Annotated in this window: 19 protein-coding genes, 3 tRNA genes and 1 pseudogene; 6 read left to right on the top strand and 17 right to left on the bottom strand. The window is 71.4% G+C overall.

All coding sequences use genetic code 11. The features are described 5' to 3' along the window. Window positions 1-87: 87 nt before the first annotated feature. The 5 genes from ABD374_RS31365 to ABD374_RS31345 form a co-directional block, all read right to left on the bottom strand. On the bottom strand, window positions 88-516 hold the full coding sequence (locus ABD374_RS31365; protein ID WP_344499983.1) for a MaoC family dehydratase: 429 nt from the start codon (window positions 514-516) through the stop codon (window positions 88-90). Then, window positions 516-968, bottom strand: coding sequence for an FAS1-like dehydratase domain-containing protein (locus ABD374_RS31360; protein WP_344499981.1), 453 nt, complete (start codon window positions 966-968; stop codon window positions 516-518). The genes ABD374_RS31365 and ABD374_RS31360 overlap by 1 nt, the downstream gene beginning before the upstream one ends. A 99-nt stretch (window positions 969-1,067) precedes the next feature. Beyond that, window positions 1,068-1,232, bottom strand: coding sequence for a 50S ribosomal protein L33 (rpmG, locus tag ABD374_RS31355; RefSeq protein ID WP_003956487.1), 165 nt, complete (start codon window positions 1,230-1,232; stop codon window positions 1,068-1,070). Window positions 1,233-1,321: 89 nt separating this feature from the next. Next, a tRNA-Met gene (locus ABD374_RS31350) sits at window positions 1,322-1,394 on the bottom strand. A gap of 47 nt (window positions 1,395-1,441) precedes the next feature. Beyond that, a tRNA-Thr gene (locus ABD374_RS31345) sits at window positions 1,442-1,514 on the bottom strand. A 232-nt stretch (window positions 1,515-1,746) separates the two neighbouring features. Between ABD374_RS31345 and ABD374_RS31340 the strand changes: the two genes are divergently transcribed. Continuing rightward, a complete protein-coding gene (locus ABD374_RS31340; protein ID WP_344499979.1) occupies window positions 1,747-3,006 on the top strand; it encodes an amidohydrolase family protein in 1,260 nt (419 codons plus the stop codon). Window positions 3,007-3,110: 104 nt separating this feature from the next. Then, a complete protein-coding gene (locus tag ABD374_RS31335) occupies window positions 3,111-3,767 on the top strand; it encodes an SDR family oxidoreductase (protein ID WP_344499977.1) in 657 nt (218 codons plus the stop codon). Between the two features lie 110 nt (window positions 3,768-3,877). On the opposite strand, the gene ABD374_RS31330 is transcribed toward ABD374_RS31335, so the two are convergent. Next, window positions 3,878-3,959, bottom strand: a tRNA-Tyr gene (locus tag ABD374_RS31330). A 224-nt stretch (window positions 3,960-4,183) separates the two neighbouring features. On the opposite strand from ABD374_RS31330, the gene ABD374_RS31325 reads away from it, so the two are divergent. The 3 genes from ABD374_RS31325 (at window position 4,184) to ABD374_RS31315 (ending at window position 6,050) form a co-directional block, all read left to right on the top strand. Beyond that, complete coding sequence (locus ABD374_RS31325; RefSeq protein ID WP_028812401.1) at window positions 4,184-4,672, top strand: YajQ family cyclic di-GMP-binding protein; 489 nt, start codon at window positions 4,184-4,186, stop codon at window positions 4,670-4,672. Window positions 4,673-4,854: 182 nt separating this feature from the next. Continuing rightward, on the top strand, window positions 4,855-5,397 hold the full coding sequence (locus ABD374_RS31320) for a methylated-DNA--[protein]-cysteine S-methyltransferase (RefSeq protein WP_344499973.1): 543 nt from the start codon (window positions 4,855-4,857) through the stop codon (window positions 5,395-5,397). After that, window positions 5,394-6,050: an alpha-ketoglutarate-dependent dioxygenase AlkB family protein gene (locus ABD374_RS31315; protein ID WP_344499971.1), complete on the top strand. Its 657-nt coding sequence runs from the start codon at window positions 5,394-5,396 to the stop codon at window positions 6,048-6,050. Before ABD374_RS31320 ends, ABD374_RS31315 begins: the two co-directional genes overlap by 4 nt. 46 nt (window positions 6,051-6,096) lie before the next feature. Here the strand turns inward: ABD374_RS31315 and ABD374_RS31310 are convergent, their stop codons facing one another. Next, complete coding sequence (locus ABD374_RS31310; RefSeq protein ID WP_344499969.1) at window positions 6,097-6,366, bottom strand: GlsB/YeaQ/YmgE family stress response membrane protein; 270 nt, start codon at window positions 6,364-6,366, stop codon at window positions 6,097-6,099. A gap of 57 nt (window positions 6,367-6,423) precedes the next feature. On the opposite strand from ABD374_RS31310, the gene ABD374_RS31305 reads away from it, so the two are divergent. After that, window positions 6,424-7,683, top strand: coding sequence for an APC family permease (locus ABD374_RS31305; RefSeq protein ID WP_344499967.1), 1,260 nt, complete (start codon window positions 6,424-6,426; stop codon window positions 7,681-7,683). A 179-nt stretch (window positions 7,684-7,862) separates the two neighbouring features. Here the strand turns inward: ABD374_RS31305 and ABD374_RS31300 are convergent, their stop codons facing one another. The 10 genes and pseudogenes from ABD374_RS31300 to ABD374_RS31255 form a co-directional block, all read right to left on the bottom strand. Further along, the gene (locus ABD374_RS31300) at window positions 7,863-8,255 is read right to left on the bottom strand and encodes a YccF domain-containing protein (protein WP_344499965.1); all 393 of its coding nucleotides are present in this window, start codon (window positions 8,253-8,255) and stop codon (window positions 7,863-7,865) included. Then, window positions 8,252-9,115, bottom strand: coding sequence for a zinc metalloprotease HtpX (gene htpX / locus ABD374_RS31295; RefSeq protein WP_344499963.1), 864 nt, complete (start codon window positions 9,113-9,115; stop codon window positions 8,252-8,254). The genes ABD374_RS31300 and htpX overlap by 4 nt, the downstream gene beginning before the upstream one ends. 144 nt (window positions 9,116-9,259) lie before the next feature. Further along, window positions 9,260-10,768: an NADH-quinone oxidoreductase subunit N gene (locus ABD374_RS31290; RefSeq protein ID WP_344499961.1), complete on the bottom strand. Its 1,509-nt coding sequence runs from the start codon at window positions 10,766-10,768 to the stop codon at window positions 9,260-9,262. Then, window positions 10,765-12,324 carry an NADH-quinone oxidoreductase subunit M gene (locus ABD374_RS31285; protein WP_344500031.1) on the bottom strand — a complete coding sequence of 520 codons (1,560 nt, stop codon included), beginning with the start codon at window positions 12,322-12,324 and terminating at the stop codon, window positions 10,765-10,767. Before ABD374_RS31285 ends, ABD374_RS31290 begins: the two co-directional genes overlap by 4 nt. 27 nt (window positions 12,325-12,351) lie before the next feature. After that, window positions 12,352-14,346 carry an NADH-quinone oxidoreductase subunit 5 family protein gene (locus ABD374_RS31280; RefSeq protein WP_344499959.1) on the bottom strand — a complete coding sequence of 665 codons (1,995 nt, stop codon included), beginning with the start codon at window positions 14,344-14,346 and terminating at the stop codon, window positions 12,352-12,354. After that, window positions 14,343-14,741 carry an NADH-quinone oxidoreductase subunit NuoK gene (nuoK, locus tag ABD374_RS31275; protein WP_344499957.1) on the bottom strand — a complete coding sequence of 133 codons (399 nt, stop codon included), beginning with the start codon at window positions 14,739-14,741 and terminating at the stop codon, window positions 14,343-14,345. Before nuoK ends, ABD374_RS31280 begins: the two co-directional genes overlap by 4 nt. After that, the gene (locus tag ABD374_RS31270; protein WP_344499955.1) at window positions 14,741-15,331 is read right to left on the bottom strand and encodes an NADH-quinone oxidoreductase subunit J family protein; all 591 of its coding nucleotides are present in this window, start codon (window positions 15,329-15,331) and stop codon (window positions 14,741-14,743) included. Before ABD374_RS31270 ends, nuoK begins: the two co-directional genes overlap by 1 nt. Further along, window positions 15,328-15,939 (bottom strand): NuoI/complex I 23 kDa subunit family protein, encoded by a 612-nt coding sequence (locus ABD374_RS31265; RefSeq protein WP_344499953.1) that lies wholly within the window; start codon window positions 15,937-15,939, stop codon window positions 15,328-15,330. The genes ABD374_RS31270 and ABD374_RS31265 overlap by 4 nt, the downstream gene beginning before the upstream one ends. Further along, entirely contained in the window at window positions 15,939-16,907 is a 969-nt protein-coding gene (locus tag ABD374_RS31260) for a complex I subunit 1/NuoH family protein (protein ID WP_344499951.1), read from the bottom strand. The genes ABD374_RS31265 and ABD374_RS31260 overlap by 1 nt, the downstream gene beginning before the upstream one ends. Beyond that, a pseudogene (locus ABD374_RS31255) lies at window positions 16,904-17,480 on the bottom strand (NADH-quinone oxidoreductase subunit C); the annotation flags it as partial. The gene ABD374_RS31260 and the pseudogene ABD374_RS31255, both read right to left, overlap by 4 nt.

The following is a 17,480-nucleotide window of genomic DNA, read 5'->3' as shown; positions in this document are numbered from 1 at the left end:
CGAGGTCGAGGGGTAAGGGGCATCCGCAAGGGCGGGGTGCCCTTTACCCCACGTCGTCCATCGGCGAGCTGCGTCGGGCGAGTCGTGTCAGGCGAGCTGGACCACGGCGCGGGACATGCCCAGCACCTTCTGCCCGGCGCTCATCGCGGTCAGGTCCACCCGGACCCGGTTGTCGTCCAGCAGCGCGGCGACCTTGGCGCTGACCTCGATCAGCGCACCCCTGTCGTCGTTCGGGACGATGACCGGCTTGGTGAAGCGCACGCCGTACTCGACGACGGCGGCCGGGTCGCCGGCCCAGTCGGTGACCACCCGGATCGCCTCGGCCATGGTGAACATGCCGTGCGCGATCACGTCCGGCAGCCCGACCTCGGTGGCGAACTTCTCGTTCCAGTGGATCGGGTTGAAGTCGCCGGAGGCGCCCGCGTACCGCACGAGCGTGGCGCGCGTCACGGGAAAGGACTGGGACGGCAGCTCGGTGCCGACCTCGACGTCCGCAGAGGAGATCTTCGCAGTCATCACGCCTCCTGCGCCGCACGTGCGACGAGCTTCGTCCATGCCGTCACGACATGCTCACCGGTCTCGTCGTGGACGTCGCCGCGGATGTCCACGATGTCGTTGCCGGCCAGCGACTTGACCGCCTCGATCGTCGAGGTGACCGACAGCCGGTCCCCCGCGCGCACCGGGCGCTTGTACGCGAACTTCTGGTCGCCGTGCACCACACGGCTGTAGTCCAGACCCAGCTGCGGGTCCTCGACGACCTGCCTCGCCGCCATGAAGGTGATGGCGAAGACGAAAGTCGGCGGTGCGATCACATCGGAGTGACCGAGCGCCTTGGCGGCTTCCGGGTCGGTGTACGCGGGATTGGTGTCCCCCACGGCCTCGGCGAACTCACGGATCTTCTCCCGGCCGACCTCGTACGGTGCGGTGGGCGGATAGGCCCGCCCCACGAAGGACTGATCGAGCGCCATGGGCTCGTACCTCCTGATGCCTGATGCCTGATGAGTTGACTGGGCAAACGACACGAGGCCGCCCCCGGAGTGGGGACGGCCTCGCATACGAGCCTGTATTTAGCGGGTTTCGCGGTGCGCGGTGTGCGAGTTGCAGCGCGGGCAGTGCTTCTTCATCTCAAGACGGTCCGGGTTGTTACGCCGGTTCTTCTTGGTGATGTAGTTCCGCTCCTTGCACTCCACGCAGGCCAGCGTGATCTTCGGGCGGACGTCGGTGGCAGCCACGTGAGTGCTCCTTGGACGGACGGATGAACGGATGAACGCATAAAAGAGTAGCCGATCGAAGGACCGACCCCACAATCGGCTACCGTGTGTAGCGGTGACCGGACTTGAACCGGTGACACAGCGATTATGAGCCGCTTGCTCTACCGACTGAGCTACACCGCTTTGATGACGGATCCCCCCGCCCGAAGGCGGGGATCACCGATCACCAGAGCCCCAATACGGAATCGAACCGTAGACCTTCTCCTTACCATGGAGACGCTCTACCGACTGAGCTATTGGGGCGAGCGATGAAGACATTACACGGTTGCCCGCCGATCGCCCAAATCCGTTTTCGGCCCCGCTCTCCCGCCTTCTTTCCCGTGCTCACCACACCTGTCCCGTACGCCACTCGTGCCCACACCGGTACGACTATTCCGCTCCTCCTCGAAGGCCGGTTTGCGGCCCCCTAGGCTCGTCTCACGCTGCGTGATCTTGATCTTGATCTTTGTACGCCCGAGCCCCCCACAGGAGCCCGATGTCCGACAGCCAGCCGCAGCCGCCCCGTTCGTCCGGCGGCGGTCCGGGAAACAGCGACGGCCCTCCCGGCACCGACAGCACCACGCTGCTGCTGTGCTCGGCCCGTCTCACCGACGGCCGGACTGTGGACGTGCGGCTCAGCGGCGGGCGCATCGAGGCCGTCGGCACCGCGGGCAGCCTCCCCGCGGTGGGCGCGCGCGTGGACCTCGGCGGTCATCTCCTGCTGCCCGCCCCCGCCGAGCCGCACGCCCACAGTGACACCGCTCTCACCGCCGACGTCGGCGGCCCCGTTCCGTACCGCACCGAGGACGTCCAGCGCCGGACCACCGAGGCGGTGCTGCTCCAGCTGGGCCACGGTGCGACCGCGGTGCGCTCGCACGTACGGATCGGGGACGTGCAGGGGCTCAGGTCCATGGAGGCGGTGCTCCAGGCGCGGCGCTCGCTGCGCGGGCTGGCCGACCTGACCGCCGTCGCCGTGCCCCGGCTGCTCACCGGCCTCGCGGGCGCGGACGGCCTGTCGATGCTGCGGGACGCCGTGAAGATGGGCGCCGGTGCGGTGGGGGGCTGCCCGGACCTCGACCCCGACCCGGCCGGCTACACGGAGGCGGTCCTGGAGGTCGCCGCCGAGCACGGCTGCCCCGTGGACCTCCATACGGAGGGTGACGATCCGGCCCGGCTCGCCCGGCTCGCGGCGATGGTGGGCGGCCTGCGGCCCGGGGTCACGATCGGCCCGTGCGCCGGGCTCTCCCGGCTGCCCCTGGACGCGGCGAAGCGTGCCGCCGGACAACTGGCCGCGGCCGGGGTGACCGTGGTCTGCCTGCCGCAGGGCGACTGCGCGGGGGTGGAGCGGCGGGGCGGCGGGGCGGCTCCCGTACGGCTGCTGCGGGCGGCCGGGGTGCGGGTCGCCGCGGGCAGCGGGGCGCTGCGGGACGTGGCCAATCCGGTGGGGCGCGGGGATCCGCTGGAGGCCGCCTACCTGCTGGCCTCGCAGAGCGGGATGCGGGCCTCGGACGCGTACGGGACGGTGAGCTCGGCGGCGCGGGAGGCGATGGGGCTGCCCGAGGTGCGGGTGGAGGCGGGATTTCCCGCGGAGTTGGTCGCCGTACGCGGGGAGCGGATCGCGGGGGTGCTGTCGCTCGCGTACAGCCGTGTCGTCATCCACCGCGGGCGGGTGGTGGCACGTACCAGCGCGGTACGGGAGTACTGCGACTCGGCGGCCGCCGTCGCGCTCGGCCTGCCGCGCCAGGGGCGGGGCTGAGCCGGCGCGCGGACCGCGCTTCGCCCGGGCGTTTCACCTGGGCGTTTCACCCGGGGCGGCCGGGACTTGGGCATACGCGCAGAGGTGCGCGTACGGTCGGGAACATGCGCATTGTCATCGCGGGTGGACATGGTCGGATCGCGTTGCGGCTGGAGCGGTTGCTCGCCGCACGCGGGTATGGGGTCGCGGGCATCGTCCGCGATTCCGGGCAGAGCGAGGATCTGCGGGCGGCGGGCGCCGAACCGGTCGTGCTGGACCTGGAATCGGCCTCCGTGGAGCAGGTCGCCGAGCTGCTGGAAGGCGCCGACGCCGCCGTCTTCGCGGCGGGCGCGGGGCCCGGCAGCGGCACCGGGCGCAAGGACACGGTGGACCGGGGCGCGGCCGTGCTCTTCGCGGACGCGGCGGAGCGGGCGGGCGTACGCCGCTTTCTCGTCGTGTCCTCGATGGGTGCGGATCCTGAGCGGGCGGGCGACGAGGTCTTCGACGCGTACCTGCGCGCCAAGGGCGCGGCCGACGCGGACGTGCGCTCCCGGGCCGGACTGGACTGGACGATCCTGCGGCCGGGCAGCCTGACGGACGACGCGGGCACGGGGCTCGTGCGCCTCGGGGTCTCGACGGGGCGTGGGCCGGTGGCGCGCGACGACGTGGCGGCCGTCCTGGCCGAGCTGCTGGAGACTCCGTCGACGGCGGGTCTGACTCTGGAGCTGATCAGCGGCTCGGTGCCGGTCACCGTCGCGGTGAAGGACGTCGCCGGTAACTGAACGCCCTGCGCCGGCCCGAGAGTTCCGGGACGGGGACGGCAACCGGATCAGATACCAGAAAACCCCCTCCGGTCCGCATTTCTGCAGTCCGGAGGGGGTTTCCCTACCTGTGGCGGCGCCAGGATTCGAACCTGGGAAGGCTAAGCCGGCGGATTTACAGTCCGCTCCCATTGGCCACTCGGGCACACCGCCATGGGATGTCGCTCCGGTCGACCGCCTGGGCGGTGTTCCGTGGCAACGACGTAAACGATACCCGATGCCCGGGGGTGCTCCGCCACCGGATTGATCAGTACTCGGGGCGGGCGCGGGTGACTAGGCTTTACGGAAGCGGCCCGGGAGCACCGGCCGCGTACCCCGCCCGGCGAGGCAACCCGGAACCGGTACCCCCATCCCCCGATCACAAGGAGCCACAGGACATGGCCGACTCCAGTTTCGACATCGTCTCGAAGGTCGAGCGGCAGGAGGTCGACAACGCCCTCAACCAGGCCGCGAAGGAGATCTCGCAGCGCTACGACTTCAAGAACGTCGGCGCCTCGATCGATTGGTCCGGCGAGAAGATCCTGATGCAGGCCAACTCCGAGGAGCGGGTCAAGGCGATCCTCGACGTCTTCGAGACCAAGTTGGTCAAGCGCGGAATCTCGCTCAAGGTGCTGGACGCCGGCGAGCCGCAGCTGTCCGGCAAGGAGTACAAGATCTTCGCGTCCATCGAGGAGGGCATCTCCCAGGACAACGCCAAGAAGGTGGCGAAGATCATCCGCGATGAGGGTCCCAAGGGCGTCAAGGCGCAGGTCCAGGGCGACGAGCTGCGGGTCAGCTCGAAGAGCCGTGACGACCTCCAGGCCGTGCAGGCGCTGCTCAAGGGCAAGGACTTCGATTTCGCGCTGCAGTTCGTGAACTACCGCTGAAGTCCGTGAACCACCGCTGACCCGGCGGTTCGCTGCGGAGCGGGGGTGGAGGCGGCGCGGCCGGCTCCGCCTCCGCCGCGATGTCCGAATCCCGCCAGTTCCGGCGGGCCCGGTGGCGCAGACTCGTCGTGACGGGGCGTACGGGAACGTACGGGAACGCACTGTGAGGGAAGGGACCGGCCATGACGCTCTACGCGACCGTGGACAGCCCACTGGGCGAGCTGCTGCTGGTGGGCGAGGAGTCCGCGACCGCCGTCGGCGGTACGGCGCTGGCCTCGCTGTCGGTGCCGGGGCAGAAGGGCGGGGTCGCCGTCGGTGACGTGCCGGACGGTTGGCGGCGCGGGCCCGGGGCCTTCGAGGAGATCGCGCGGCAGGTACGGGCGTACTTCGACGGGGAACTGACGCGCTTCGACCTGAAGTACGCCGGCGGTGCCGGCACGGACTTCCAGCGGCGGGTGTGGGAGGCGCTGGAGACGATTCCGTACGGCACCACGACGTCGTACGGAAAGCTCGCCGAGCGGATCGGGGTCCCGCGGGCCGGGGTACGGGCGCTGGGGACGGCCATCGGGCGCAACCCGCTGCTCGTCGTGCGGCCGTGCCACCGGGTGATCGGGGCGGACGGTTCGCTGACCGGGTACGCGGGCGGGCTGGAGCGCAAGCGGCAGTTGCTGGAGCTGGAGCTTGAGGGAGTCGGGGCGGCCGGGGTGGCCGGGGCGCGGGCGTGACCGGGCTGTTCCCCCGGGAGCCGGCGCAGATCGCGCCGGGGGCGGTGCACGTGCCCGGCTGGCTTTCGGTGGACGAGCAGCGGGAGCTGGTCGGGGCGTGCCGGGAGTGGGCGCGGGGTCCGGTGCCGATCCGGCACACACGGCTGCCGCACGGCGGGGTCATGTCGGTGCGGACGGTGTGCGTGGGGTGGCACTGGCAGCCGTACCGGTACACGCGCACGGCGGACGATGTGAACGGCGCGCCGGTGGCCGCGTTTCCCGCGTGGCTGGCGGAGCTGGGGCGGCGGGCGCTGGTCGTCGCGTACGGGGACGAGGAGGCGGCGCGGGGGTACGCGCCGGACACCGCGCTCGTCAATTTCTATGACGGTGACGCGAAGATGGGGATGCACCAGGACAAGGACGAGCGGTCCGGGGCTCCCGTGGTGTCGCTGAGCATCGGCGACACGTGCGTGTTCAGGTTCGGCAATCCGGAGAGCCGGGGGCGGCCTTACACGGATGTGGAGCTGGCCTCGGGGGATCTCTTCGTCTTCGGGGGACCTTCGCGCTTCGCGTACCACGGGGTGCCGAAGGTGCTGCCGGGGACGGGTGGTCCGGGAAACGGGATGGCGGGCGGGCGGCTCAACATCACGTTGCGGGAGACGGGGCTCGGGTAGTTCAGGTGGCTCAGGTAGTTCAGGTGGCTCAGGTGGCTCAGGTGGCTCAGCGGGAGCGTGAGTGGCCGAAGAGGATCCGGTACACCACCAGGAGGGCGAGCGCTCCGCCGACGGCGGCGGCCCAGGTGGCCCCGTCGTAGAACTCGTTGGCGATCGGACGGTCGAGGTAGCGGGCCGAGGCCCAGCCGCCGATGAACGCGCCCGCGACACCGATGAGGGTCGTGCCGATCAGGCCGCCCGGATCGCGCCCGGGAAGCAGGATTTTTGCGACGGCTCCGGAGAGCAGCCCGAGGACGATCCAGCTGATGATGCTCATGCAGCCGAAGACGTTCCGGAGCTCGGAGCGGTTGCGCAGGTCAGTAGGGTGCGGCCCATGACACAGGAACTGCGGCGGACGCTCGGGGTCTTCGACGCCGTGGTGGTCGGGCTCGGGGCGATGGTCGGTGCGGGGATCTTCGTGGCGCTCGCGCCGGCGGCGGAGGTGGCCGGTTCCGGGACGCTGCTGCTGGCGGGGCTGGCGCTGGCCGCTGTGGTGGCGTACTGCAACGCGATGTCCTCCGCGCGGCTCGCGGCCCTCTACCCGGCCTCCGGTGGGACGTACGTGTACGGGCGGGAGCGGCTCGGGCCCTTCTGGGGGTATCTGGCGGGCTGGGGCTTCGTGGTGGGGAAGACCGCTTCCTGCGCGGCCATGGCGCTGACGGTCGGGGTGTACGTGTGGCCGGAGCAGGCGCACGGGGTGGCTGTCGCCGCTGTGGTGGTGCTGACCGCGGTGAACTACGGGGGTGTTCAGAAGTCGGCGTGGCTGACGCGGGCGATCGTGGCGGTGGTGCTGGCGGTGCTGGTGGCTGTCGTGGCGGTGTGTCTTGGGGTGGAGGGGCCTTCGCTGGGGCCGGGGACTGGTGGTTCGGGCCCTGGTGGTTCGGGGATCGGTGGTTCGGGGGCCGGCGGGGTGCTTCAGGCTGCCGGGCTGTTGTTCTTCGCGTTCGCCGGGTACGCGCGGATCGCCACCTTGGGGGAAGAGGTGCGCGACCCGGCCCGTACGATCCCGCGCGCGATTCCGGTGGCGCTGGGGATCGCGCTGGTGGTGTACGCGTGCGTGGCGGTCGCGGTGCTGTCGGTGCTGGGGGCCGGGGAACTGGCGTCTTCGGCGGCGCCGTTGGCGGACGCGGTGCGGGCGGCGGGCGTGGGGGAACTGGCGCCTGCGGTGCGGGTGGGGGCGGCCGTGGCGGCGCTGGGGTCGTTGCTGGCGCTGATCCTGGGGGTGTCGCGTACGACGCTGGCGATGGCCCGGGACGGGCATCTGCCGGGTGCGCTGGCCGCCGTACATCCGCGGTTTCAGGTGCCGCACCGGGCCGAGTTGGCGGTGGGGACGGTTGTCGCTGTGGTGGCGGCGGTGGGGGATGTGCGGGGGGCGATCGGGTTTTCGTCGTTCGGGGTGCTGGCTTATTACGCCGTGGCCAACGCTTCGGCGTGGACGCTGGGTCCGGGGCGCGGGCGGGCCGTGGCGGTGGGCGGGGCCGTGGGGTGCGTGGGGCTGGCGTTCGCGCTGCCGGTGGCCTCGGTGGGGGCGGGGGCGGCGGTGCTGGCGGTGGGGGCGGCCGCGTACGGGGTGCGGAGGGCGGCCGGACGCTGAAGTCCGGCCCCGCGCCCGGCGCTTCTGGGAGGGGCGGGAGTTCGGGGTCGGTGCCGCGCCGGGGCGTCTCCTCGGGCGCCGAACGCTCGGTTACGGGGGACTTCTTCGGGGTGGTCGCGTTCGGCGTCCTGCGGGGAGCGCCCCGGCACCGCGGGCCTGCGGGGCGGGGCGCTGTACGGCTACCTGGTCGCGAACGGCTGGTCCGTCGGGACGATTTCGCGGCCCAGCGGGAGCAGCGAGACGGGGATCATCTTGAAGTTGGCTATGCCGAACGGGATGCCGATGACCGTGACGCAGAGCGCGATGCCCGTGACGACGTGACTCAGTGCCAGCCACCAGCCCGCCAGGACCAGCCACAGGACGTTGCCCACGCAGGAGGGGGATCCCGCGTCGCGGCGCTCCACCGCTGTGTAGCCGAAGGGCCAGAGGGCGTAGCGGCCGATGCGGAAGGCCGCCAGGCCGAAGGGGATGCCGATGACCGTGACGCAGAGGAGCACGCCTGCCAGGAGGTAGCCGAGGAAGAGCCAGAAGCCGCTCAGCACCAGCCATACGACGTTGAGGATTGTCTTCATGGGCGGTGACCTGCCATCTGTTCGAGTCGGGCAATGCGTTCCGCCATGGGTGGGTGGGTCGAGAACAGCTTCGATCCGGTCTGTCCCGGGCGGAACGGGTTAGCGATCATCATGTGGCTCGCGGTCTCGATGCGCGGCTCGGGAGGGAGTGGCAGCTGCTTCGTGCCTGCTTCGAGTTTGCGCAGGGCGCTCGCGAGGGCGAGCGGGTCGCCGGTGAGCTGGGCTCCGGAGGCGTCTGCCTGGTACTCGCGGGAGCGGCTCACCGCGAGTTGGATCACGGAGGCGGCCAGGGGGCCCAGGATCATGATCAGCATCATGCCGAAGAGACCCGGGCCCTCGTCGTCGTCGGAGCGGCCGAAGGGGATGAGCCAGGCGAAGTTGACCAGGAACATGATCACTGACGCCAGGGCGCCGGCGACCGAGGAGATCAGGATGTCCCGGTTGTAGACGTGGCTCAGCTCGTGGCCGATGACACCGCGCAGTTCGCGCTCGTTCAGGAGCCGCAGGATGCCGTCGGTGCAGCAGACCGCGGCGTTGCGGGGGTTGCGGCCGGTCGCGAAGGCGTTGGGGGCCTGGGTCGGCGAGATGTACAGGCGGGGCATCGGCTGGCGGGCCTGGGTGGAGAGGTCACGGACCATGCGGTAGAGCTGTGGCGCTTCGAACTCGCTCACGGGGCGGGCGCGCATCGCGCGAAGTGCCAGTTTGTCGCTGTTCCAGTACGCGTAGGCGTTGGTGCCGAGTGCGACGAGAACCGCGACGATCAGGCCCGTACGGCCGAAGAAGCTGCCGATGGCGATGATGAGTGCTGACAGTCCCCCGAGGAGTACGGCGGTCCTCAGCCCGTTGTGCCGGCGGTGCACGGTGCGCCCTCCAAATGGTGCGGCAGGGGAACCCCTTGCTGGGGGGGTGCTTCCACATTCAGTGGACCCTCCCTCACTGGTCAACGCCAAGCGAGGGGGGCTAGTTCCCTTGTGCTACCGGGGCGGCCGCTGGGCCATCCGTGCTTACTGGAGGAGATTGCCGATGGCGAAGCGCAGTGCCAGCTGCGGTACGCCGGACAGGGCGATGCCCGCGACGGCGGTCAGGGCGATGGCGGCCGTGATGGGCACGGGGACCGCGTGGCGGGACGGTTCGCCCTCGGGTGCGCGGAAGAGGACGGCGGTCCACTGGAGGTAGTAGTAGAGCGCGATCACCACGTTCGCCGCCATGACGACCGCGAGCCAGCCGAGCCCCGCGTCGACGGCCGCGGAGAAGACCGTGACCTTGGCGAAGAGGCCGATGATGCCGGGCGGCAGCCCCGCGAGGCAGAGGAGGAAGAAGCCGAGCGCGAGGGCGGTGAGGGGGCGGGTCGCGTAGAGGCCGCGGTAGTCGGTGATCCGGTTGAGCGGGTGCGTACGGGCGACGAGGGCCGCGACTGCGAAGGCACCGAGGTTCACCACGGCGTACATCAGGGCGTACGCGACGGTGGAGCCGATCTGGTCGTCGCTGGAGTACGCCGCCGCGGCGATCGGGACCAGGATGTAGCCGGCCTGGCCGACCGACGACCAGGCCAGGAGCCGGACCGCGCTGTACGCGCGCGTGGCCGACTGGCGGAGGGCCGCCACATTGCCCACGGTCATGGTGAGGGCCGCCAGCACGGCGACGGCCGGGCCCCATACGTCGGCGTAGGAGGGGAAGGCCACGACGGTGACCAGGATGAGGCCCGTGAAGCCGACCGCCTTGCCGATGACGGAGAGGTAGGCGGCGACGGGGAGGGGCGCTCCCACGTAGGTGTCGGGGACCCAGAAGTGGAAGGGGACCGCGGCCGTTTTGAAGGCGAAGCCGATGAGGGTCAGGGCGACGCCGGCCTTGGCGAGGGTGTCGAGCTGCGCCGGTACGTCGCCGAGGCGCACGGCGATCTCGGTGAGGTGCAGGGTGCCGGTCGTCGCGTACACGAAGCTGACGCCGAGCAGGGTCACGGCGGTCGCGGTGACGGAGGAGAGGAAGAACTTCAGGGCCGCCTCGGAGGAGAGGCGGTCGCCGCGCTTCATGCCGACGAGGGCGAAGGCGGGCAGTGTCGCGACTTCGAGGGCGACGACGAGAGTGGCGAGGTCGCGGGCGGCGGGGAGCAGGGCCGCCCCGGCTGCCGAGGACATCAGGAGGAACCAGAATTCGCCCGCGGGGAGCTTGTCCTTCGTCGTCTCGGTGAGCGAGAGGAGGGCGGTGAGCAGGGCGCCGCCGAGTACCAGGAGCTGGATGACCAGGGTGAAGTGGTCCGCCGTGTAACTGCAGACGTCGGTGTCGGAGGTCAGGCAGAAGGTCGAGCGGTCGCCCTGGCGGAGGGGGAGGAGAGCGAGGGCCGCCACGGCCAGGCCGGCGACGGAGACCCGGCCGAGCAGCTGCTTCCTGCTCTCGGGTACGAAGAGGTCGGCGACCAGGACGATCAGGCCGACGGCCGCCGTGACGGTCGGCGGGGCGATCGCCAACCAGTCGACGGACTGGACGAGGCTGGCGCTTTCGGCGGCCACGGTCACGACTTGCCTCCTGCGAGGAGCTTCTGCACGGCCGGGTCGGTGAGGCCGAGGAGGACCGCGGGCCAGAGTCCGGCGAGGAGGGTGAGGGCGACGAGGGGGGTCCAGGTGGCGAATTCGTAGCCCTGGACGTCGGTGACCGTCGCCGGCTCGGATGCTTGCTGCGGGGGCACGCCCATGCAGACGCGGCGCACGACGATCAGTAGGTAGGCGGCGGTCAGCAGCGTGCCGGCGCCGGCGATCGCCATGAAGGTGAGGAAGGCGGGGCGGCTGAGGCCCTCGGCGGGGTCGAAGGCGCCGAACATCGTCAGCATCTCGCCCCAGAATCCGGCGAGGCCGGGGAGGCCGAGGGAGGCGACCGCGGCGAAGGCGAGGAGGCCGCCGAGGCGGGGGGCGCGGCCGTAGAGGGCCGCGCCGGTGGCGCCGGCGAGGGTGTCGAGGTCGGCGGTGCCGTAGCGGTCCTTGAGGGCTCCGACCAGGAAGAAGAGCAGGCCGGTGATCAGGCCGTGGGCGATGTTGGCGAAGAGCGCGCCGTTGACGCCGGTGGGGGTCATGGACGCGATGCCGAGGAGCACGAAGCCCATGTGACCGACGGAGGAGTACGCGATCAGGCGCTTGAGGTCGCCCTTGGCGCCCTTGCGGGCCAGGGCGAGGCAGGCCAGGGACCCGTAGATGATGCCGACGACCGCGAAGGCGGCGAGGTAGGGCGCGAAGGCGTGCATGCCGTCGGGGGCGATGGGAAGGGCGATGCGGACGAATCCGTACGTACCCATCTTCAGCAGGACGCCGGCGAGGAGGACCGAGCCGACCGTGGGGGCGGCGGTGTGGGCGTCGGGCAGCCAGCTGTGCAGCGGCCACATCGGGGTCTTGACGGCGAGGCCGAGGCCGATCGCGAGAACGGCGATGACCTGCACGGATGTGGTGAGTCCACGGCCGTTGTCAGTGGCGAGTGCCACCATGTCGAACGTGCCCGCCTTCAGTCCGACGAGGAGGAGACCGAGCAGCATGACGACGGAGCCGAGCAGCGTGTAGAGGATGAACTTCCAGGCGGCGGGCTGCCTCTGCTCGCCGCCCCAGCGGGCGATGAGGAAGTACATCGGGATGAGGACCATCTCGAACGCCAGGAAGAAAAGGAGCAGGTCGAGTACGGCGAAGGTCGCGAGGGTGCCGGATTCGAGGACCAGGAGCAGGGCGACGAATGCCTTCGGGGAGGGGCCCGCGGGCATCTTGAAGTAGCTGTAGAGCGCGCAGAGGAAGGTCAGCAGCGCGGTCAGTACGAGGAGGGGGAGCGAGATGCCGTCGATGCCGAGGTGGATCCTGACGTCGAGCGCCGGGATCCAGCTGATGTCGGTCGTGGCCTGCATCGTGGAGGGGTGGCTGTGGTCGAAACCGAGGGTGAGGGCGATGGCTGCGAGCAGGATCGCGCCGGTCACGGTCACGCCGTGGCGTAGCACGGCCTGGCCGGGGTTCTTGCCCTTGAGGCCCGGCGGGGCCGGGAGGAGCGCCGCGGCGGCGCCGACGAGCGGGGCGACGACGATGAACGCCAGGAGGAACTGCATCACGGACGGGCTGATATCGATCACGGCTCACGCTCCGACGGCGGCGACGATGACGGCGGCGATCGCCAGGACGACGGAACCGGCGAGCAGCGCGCTGAGGTAGGTCTGCACGTTGCCGGTCTGGGCTCGGCGGACGCCCGCGCCGAGGAGGCGCGGGACGGCGCCCGCTCCGCGTACGTACGTCTCGACGACCTCACGGTCCAGGAAGCGGACCAGTTCGGCGCCCGCCAGGACGGGCCGTACGAAGAGGGTGTGGTGGACGGCGTCGAGGTGGAAGCCGACCGCTGCGTGGCGGTGCAGCGGGCCCAGGAGGAGCCGACCGGGGTCGGCGGGGTCGGGGGCCGACGCGATGTCGCCGTAGGCGGGGGTGTGGGTGGCGACGGCTTCCGCCTCGGAGACGGCCGGGCTGTCCTCGGGATGGGCGGCCACGGCGCCGATCGGGGGACGGCCGGCCATGGACGTGGTGTGGCGCCAGGCGCCGTAGGTGACCAGTCCGCCGACGAGGGCGACACCGGTGCCGAGGACCGCCGTGGTGACGGTCGGGGTGAGGGCGTGGACGTCGAACCAGCCGGCGAGCTCACCGACGGTGAGGCCGAGGGCCAGGGAGGGGACGGCCAGGACCCACAGCACACCGTTCATGACGAGGGGCTGCTTGCCGTGAGCGGGGGCGGCGGGGCCGCGGCCGCGGAAGGCCAGCAGCCACAGGCGGGTGGCGTACGCCGCGGTGAGGAGGGCGGTGAGCAGGCCCGCGACGAGCACGGTCCAGCCCGCGGCGGAGGGGACGCCCGCGGTCTCGCCGAAGGAGGCGTGTTCGGCGGCGACGAGGACGGCTTCCTTGGAGAAGAAGCCGGCGAAGGGAGGGATCGCCGCGAGCGCGAGCAGGGCGATCGTCATCGTCCAGTACGCGTCGGGGATGCGCTTGGGCAGGCCGCTCGTGCGGGACATGGCGGCGAGGGAGTTGGTGCCGGCCGCGTGGATGATCACGCCGGCGCCGAGGAAGAGGAGCGCCTTGAAGGCGCCGTGGGAGAGGAGGTGGAAGACGGCGGCGCCGCGGTCGCCGACGGCCAGGGCCCCGGTCATGTAGCCGAGCTGGCCGATCGTCGAATAGGCGAGGACGCGCTTGATGTCGTCCTGGGCCAGGGCGGCGAGGGCCGAGCCGACCATCGTGACCGCTGCCGTCACGGCGAGGACGGTCAGGGCGGCGGCGGAGGCGGCGAAGACGGGGAGGAGGCGGGCCACGAAGTACACACCGGCGGCGACCATCGTGGCGGCGTGGATCAGCGCGGAGACGGGCGTGGGGCCCGCCATCGCGTCGGGCAGCCAGGTGTGCAGCGGGAACTGGGCCGACTTGCCCGCCACACCGGCGAGGAGCAGCAGGGCGATGAGGGTGGGGTGGTCCAGTCCGTCGCCGGCGACGGTTCCGAGGATGCCGGTGATCCGGAACGTACCGGCGTCGACGGCGAGTGCGAACAGGCCGAAGAGGAAGGGGACGTCGCCGAGCTTGGTGACCAGGAATGCCTTGAGGGAGGCGGCGCGGGCCTCGGGCGTCTCCCAGTAGTGGCCGACGAGGAAGTACGAGCAGATGCCCATGATCTCCCAGCCGACCAGCAGCACCATCAGGTCGCCGGAGTAGACGACGAGCAGCATCGCGGAGGTGAAGAGGGAGACCAGGGCGGCGTACGAGGGGTAGCGCGGGTCGTCGCGCAGGTAGCCCGTCGAGTAGAGCTGCACGCAGGTCGCGACGGCCGCGACCAGGACGGCGACGAGAGCCGCGAAGCCGTCGAGGTGCAGGGCGAGGTCGATGGGAACCGAGCCCGTGGGGGTGAGCTGGGTCGAGGCGTCGATCGCCCTGCCGCCGCCCTGGCGTACGGCGACGATCACGGCCAGCACGGCGGCGGCCAGGGTCGGCAGTACGGCCAGGGGGCGGACGAATCCGGGGGCGGTGCGGCCGAGCAGCAGGCCGGCCGCGGCGCCCAGGAAAGGAAGGAGGGGAACGAGGACGGCGAGGGTCGTGGTCGTCACGCGGCGGCCTCGGTCTTCTGTGCGGCCTCTGGTGCGGCCTTCTGTGCCAGGGCGGAAGCTCCGTCGCCGGCCGGGCCGGACGGGTCCGGGCCTTCGGCGGTGTCGCGCAGTTTGTCGATGTCCGAGGATCCGCGATTGCGGTAGACCATCAGGACGATCGCCAGGCCGATGCCGATCTCGGCCGCGGCGATGGCGATGGTGAAGAGGGTGAGGGCCTGGCCGGAGTGGAGGGTGTCGCGGAGCCACACGTCGAAGGCGACGAGGTTGAGGTTGACGGCGTTGAGCATCAGCTCGACGGACATCAGGACCAGGATCGCGTTGCGGCGCGCGAGTACTCCGTACAGCCCGGTGCAGAAGAGGAGGGCGGCGAGCACGGCGGGATAGGCGAGGTGCATCAGCGCTGCTCCTTGTCTTTGGCGCTGTCGCCGGCGCTGTCTTCGGCGCCGTCGCTCTTGCGGGAGAGGACGATCGCGCCCACGAGAGCGGCGAGCAGGAGGACGGAGAGGGCCTCGAAGGGCAGCACCCAGTGCTGGAAGAGGATCTCGCCGCTCACCCTGGTCGAGCCCTGGGCCGGTCCGTCCAGGTCGATCCAGGTGGTGCGGAACGCGTCCACGACCACCCAGACGAGGGCGGCGGCCGCGGCCACGGCCACCGTGAGGGCGGCCCAGCGGTTGCCCGAGTCGGCGTCCGGGGAGCGCCCGATGGGGGCCCTGGTGAGCATCAGCCCGAAGAGGAGGAGGACGACCACGGAACCGACGTAGATCAGGACCTGCACCCAGGCGATGAACTCGGCCGTCAGCAGGAGGTACTCGACGGCGAGGCCGCCGAGCGCGACGACCAGCCAGAGGGCGGCGTGCACCAGCTGCTTGGTGGTGACCGTGACGACGGCCGCGCCGAGGGTGACGATGCCGACGAGGAGGAAGGCGATCTCGACGCCGGTCGGAGAGAGGAAGCCGTGTCCGGCGGCTGCGGCGAGGTGGCTCATTCGGCGGGGCCCTCTGCTTCCTGCTGGGCTGCCTGGTCCTGGGGCGTCTGCTGCTGCGCCGCCTGCTCCTGAGCTGCCTGCTGCTGGGCTGCCGCGAGCTTGTCGGCGGTCTTGCGGGCTGCCGCGATCTCCTTCGGTTCCTCGGCGCCCGGGTCCAGCGCGGGCGGCTCGGGGACCGTCCACATCCACTCGCGGAGCTTGTCCCGCTCGTGGGTGAGTTCGTGGATCTCGGTCTCGGCGTACTCGAACTCCGGGGACCAGAAGAGCGCGTCGAAAGGACAGACCTCGATGCAGATGCCGCAGTACATGCAGAGCGAGAAGTCGATCGCGAAGCGGTCGAGGACGTTGCGGCTGCGCTCGCGACCGCCGGGGGCGGCGGCCGGGACCGTCTCCTTGTGCGAGTCGATGTAGATGCACCAGTCGGGGCACTCGCGCGCGCAGAGCATGCAGACCGTGCAGTTCTCCTCGAACAGGCCGATCACGCCGCGCGTGCGGGGCGGGAGTTCGGGCTGGACGTCCGGGTACTGCGCGGTGACGGTCTTCTTCGTCATCGTGCGGAGCGTGACGGCCAGGCCCTTGGCGAGGCCGGAGCCGGGGATCGGAGCCATTACTGGATCGCCACCTTCACGATGCCGGTGAGCGCGATCTGCGCGAGAGCGAGCGGGATGAGTACGGTCCAGGCGAGCTTCTGGAGCTGGTCCTCGCGCAGCCGGGGGTAGGTCACGCGGAGCCAGATGATGCCGAAGGCCAGGACCGCGGTCTTGAGCAGCGTCCAGACCCAGCCGAGGCCGTCCGCGCCCCAGGGACCGTGCCAGCCGCCGAGGAAGAGGACGGTGGTCAGGCCGCAGAGAACGACGATTCCGGCGTACTCGGCGAGCAGGAAGAGCGCGAAGCGCAGGCCCGTGTACTCGGTGTACGCACCGAAGATGATCTCCGAGTCGGCGACCGGCATGTCGAACGGCGGGCGCTGGAGTTCGGCGAGGCCGGCGACGAAGAAGACGATCGCGCCGACGATCTGCCACGGCAGCCACCACCACTCGAAGGCGTTCAGGATGCCGGGGAGCGAGACGGTGCCGGCCGCCATCGCCACGGAGGCGGCGGCGAGCAGCATCGGCAGTTCGTACGCGAGCAGCTGGGCGGCGGTGCGCAGGCCGCCGAGGAGGGAGAACTTGTTGGCCGAGGCCCAGCCCGCCATGAGCGAACCGAGCACGCCGACGCCCATGACGGCGAGCACGAAGAAGATGCCCGCGTCGATGACCTGGCCGACCGCGCCCTCGCTCGGGCCGATCGGGATCGCGACGAGCACCAGGAGGTACGGGAGGAGTGCGACGGCGGGTGCGAGCTGGAAGATACGGCGGTCGGCGTTGGCCGGGACGATGTCTTCCTTCTGCGCGAACTTCACGCCGTCGGCGACGAGCTGTGCCCAGCCGTGGAAACCGCCCGCGTACATGGGGCCGAGGCGGCCCTGCATGTGGGCCATCACCTTGTGCTCGGCCTGCCCCACGACGAGCGGCAGGACCATGAACACGGCGAAGACGATGACCAGGCGGAGGGCGACATCGAGTACGTCGTTCACGCGTCGTCGCTCCCTCGGTCCTGGGTGGGGTCGGTCGTGCCCTCGTCGGCGGAGCCGGCCCGGCCGGGCTCCTTCGCGGCCGCCGCGTCGCCGCCCAGTGCTTCGTCGGCGGCCGCGTCGGCGGCTTCCGCCGCGTCGGCCTCGGTGTCCGCGGATGCGCCCGTCTTGGTCGCGGCTTCTGTCTCCGGCGTCCCCGGCGTGTCCGGTGTCCCCGGCTGCGCTTCCCCGTCCTGGAACGCGGGGCGCGGGTGGTGCCACGGCGCGTCCGCGCTGCGCGCGGGTGCCGACGCGGCCTGGGCGGCGGTCTCGCCTCCGGCGGGCGTGGCGCCCTCGGCCGGCGGCGTCACGGCCTCCGGCTGGGGGGACGGCTGCGCCTCCGGTGCGGGGGGCACGGCCTCGGCCGCCTGGCTCGCCGAGCCCTCGCTCACGCTGCGCGTGCGGCGCGGCGGCCTCGGGGCGGTCGCCTCCGGGGCACCGGGCACGGCCTCGGCCGCCTGGCTCGCCGAGCCCTCGGTGATGCTGCGGGCGCGGCGCGGCGGGCGTACGGCAGCCGCGCCCGCGGCGACGGCCCCC

The organism is Streptomyces enissocaesilis (genome assembly GCF_039533765.1).
In the GTDB taxonomy this organism is placed as follows: domain Bacteria; phylum Actinomycetota; class Actinomycetes; order Streptomycetales; family Streptomycetaceae; genus Streptomyces; species Streptomyces enissocaesilis.
This window is presented reverse-complemented; position numbering and strand designations above follow the sequence as displayed.

What these genes read in the sequence shown, in the direction of transcription:
- ABD374_RS31365 (WP_344499983.1), bottom strand. Translation starts at nt 516, where the DNA reads ATGACTGCGAAGATCTCCTCTGCGGACGTCGAGGTCGGCACCGAGCTG.
- ABD374_RS31360 (WP_344499981.1), bottom strand. Translation starts at nt 968, where the DNA reads ATGGCGCTCGATCAGTCCTTCGTGGGGCGGGCCTATCCGCCCACCGCA.
- ABD374_RS31340 (WP_344499979.1), top strand. Translation starts at nt 1,747, where the DNA reads ATGTCCGACAGCCAGCCGCAGCCGCCCCGTTCGTCCGGCGGCGGTCCG.
- ABD374_RS31335 (WP_344499977.1), top strand. Translation starts at nt 3,111, where the DNA reads ATGCGCATTGTCATCGCGGGTGGACATGGTCGGATCGCGTTGCGGCTG.
- ABD374_RS31325 (WP_028812401.1), top strand. Translation starts at nt 4,184, where the DNA reads ATGGCCGACTCCAGTTTCGACATCGTCTCGAAGGTCGAGCGGCAGGAG.
- ABD374_RS31320 (WP_344499973.1), top strand. Translation starts at nt 4,855, where the DNA reads ATGACGCTCTACGCGACCGTGGACAGCCCACTGGGCGAGCTGCTGCTG.
- ABD374_RS31310 (WP_344499969.1), bottom strand. Translation starts at nt 6,366, where the DNA reads ATGAGCATCATCAGCTGGATCGTCCTCGGGCTGCTCTCCGGAGCCGTC.
- ABD374_RS31305 (WP_344499967.1), top strand. Translation starts at nt 6,424, where the DNA reads ATGACACAGGAACTGCGGCGGACGCTCGGGGTCTTCGACGCCGTGGTG.
- ABD374_RS31300 (WP_344499965.1), bottom strand. Translation starts at nt 8,255, where the DNA reads ATGAAGACAATCCTCAACGTCGTATGGCTGGTGCTGAGCGGCTTCTGG.
- ABD374_RS31285 (WP_344500031.1), bottom strand. Translation starts at nt 12,324, where the DNA reads ATGCAGTTCCTCCTGGCGTTCATCGTCGTCGCCCCGCTCGTCGGCGCC.
- nuoK (WP_344499957.1), bottom strand. Translation starts at nt 14,741, where the DNA reads ATGCACCTCGCCTATCCCGCCGTGCTCGCCGCCCTCCTCTTCTGCACC.
- ABD374_RS31270 (WP_344499955.1), bottom strand. Translation starts at nt 15,331, where the DNA reads ATGAGCCACCTCGCCGCAGCCGCCGGACACGGCTTCCTCTCTCCGACC.
- ABD374_RS31265 (WP_344499953.1), bottom strand. Translation starts at nt 15,939, where the DNA reads ATGGCTCCGATCCCCGGCTCCGGCCTCGCCAAGGGCCTGGCCGTCACG.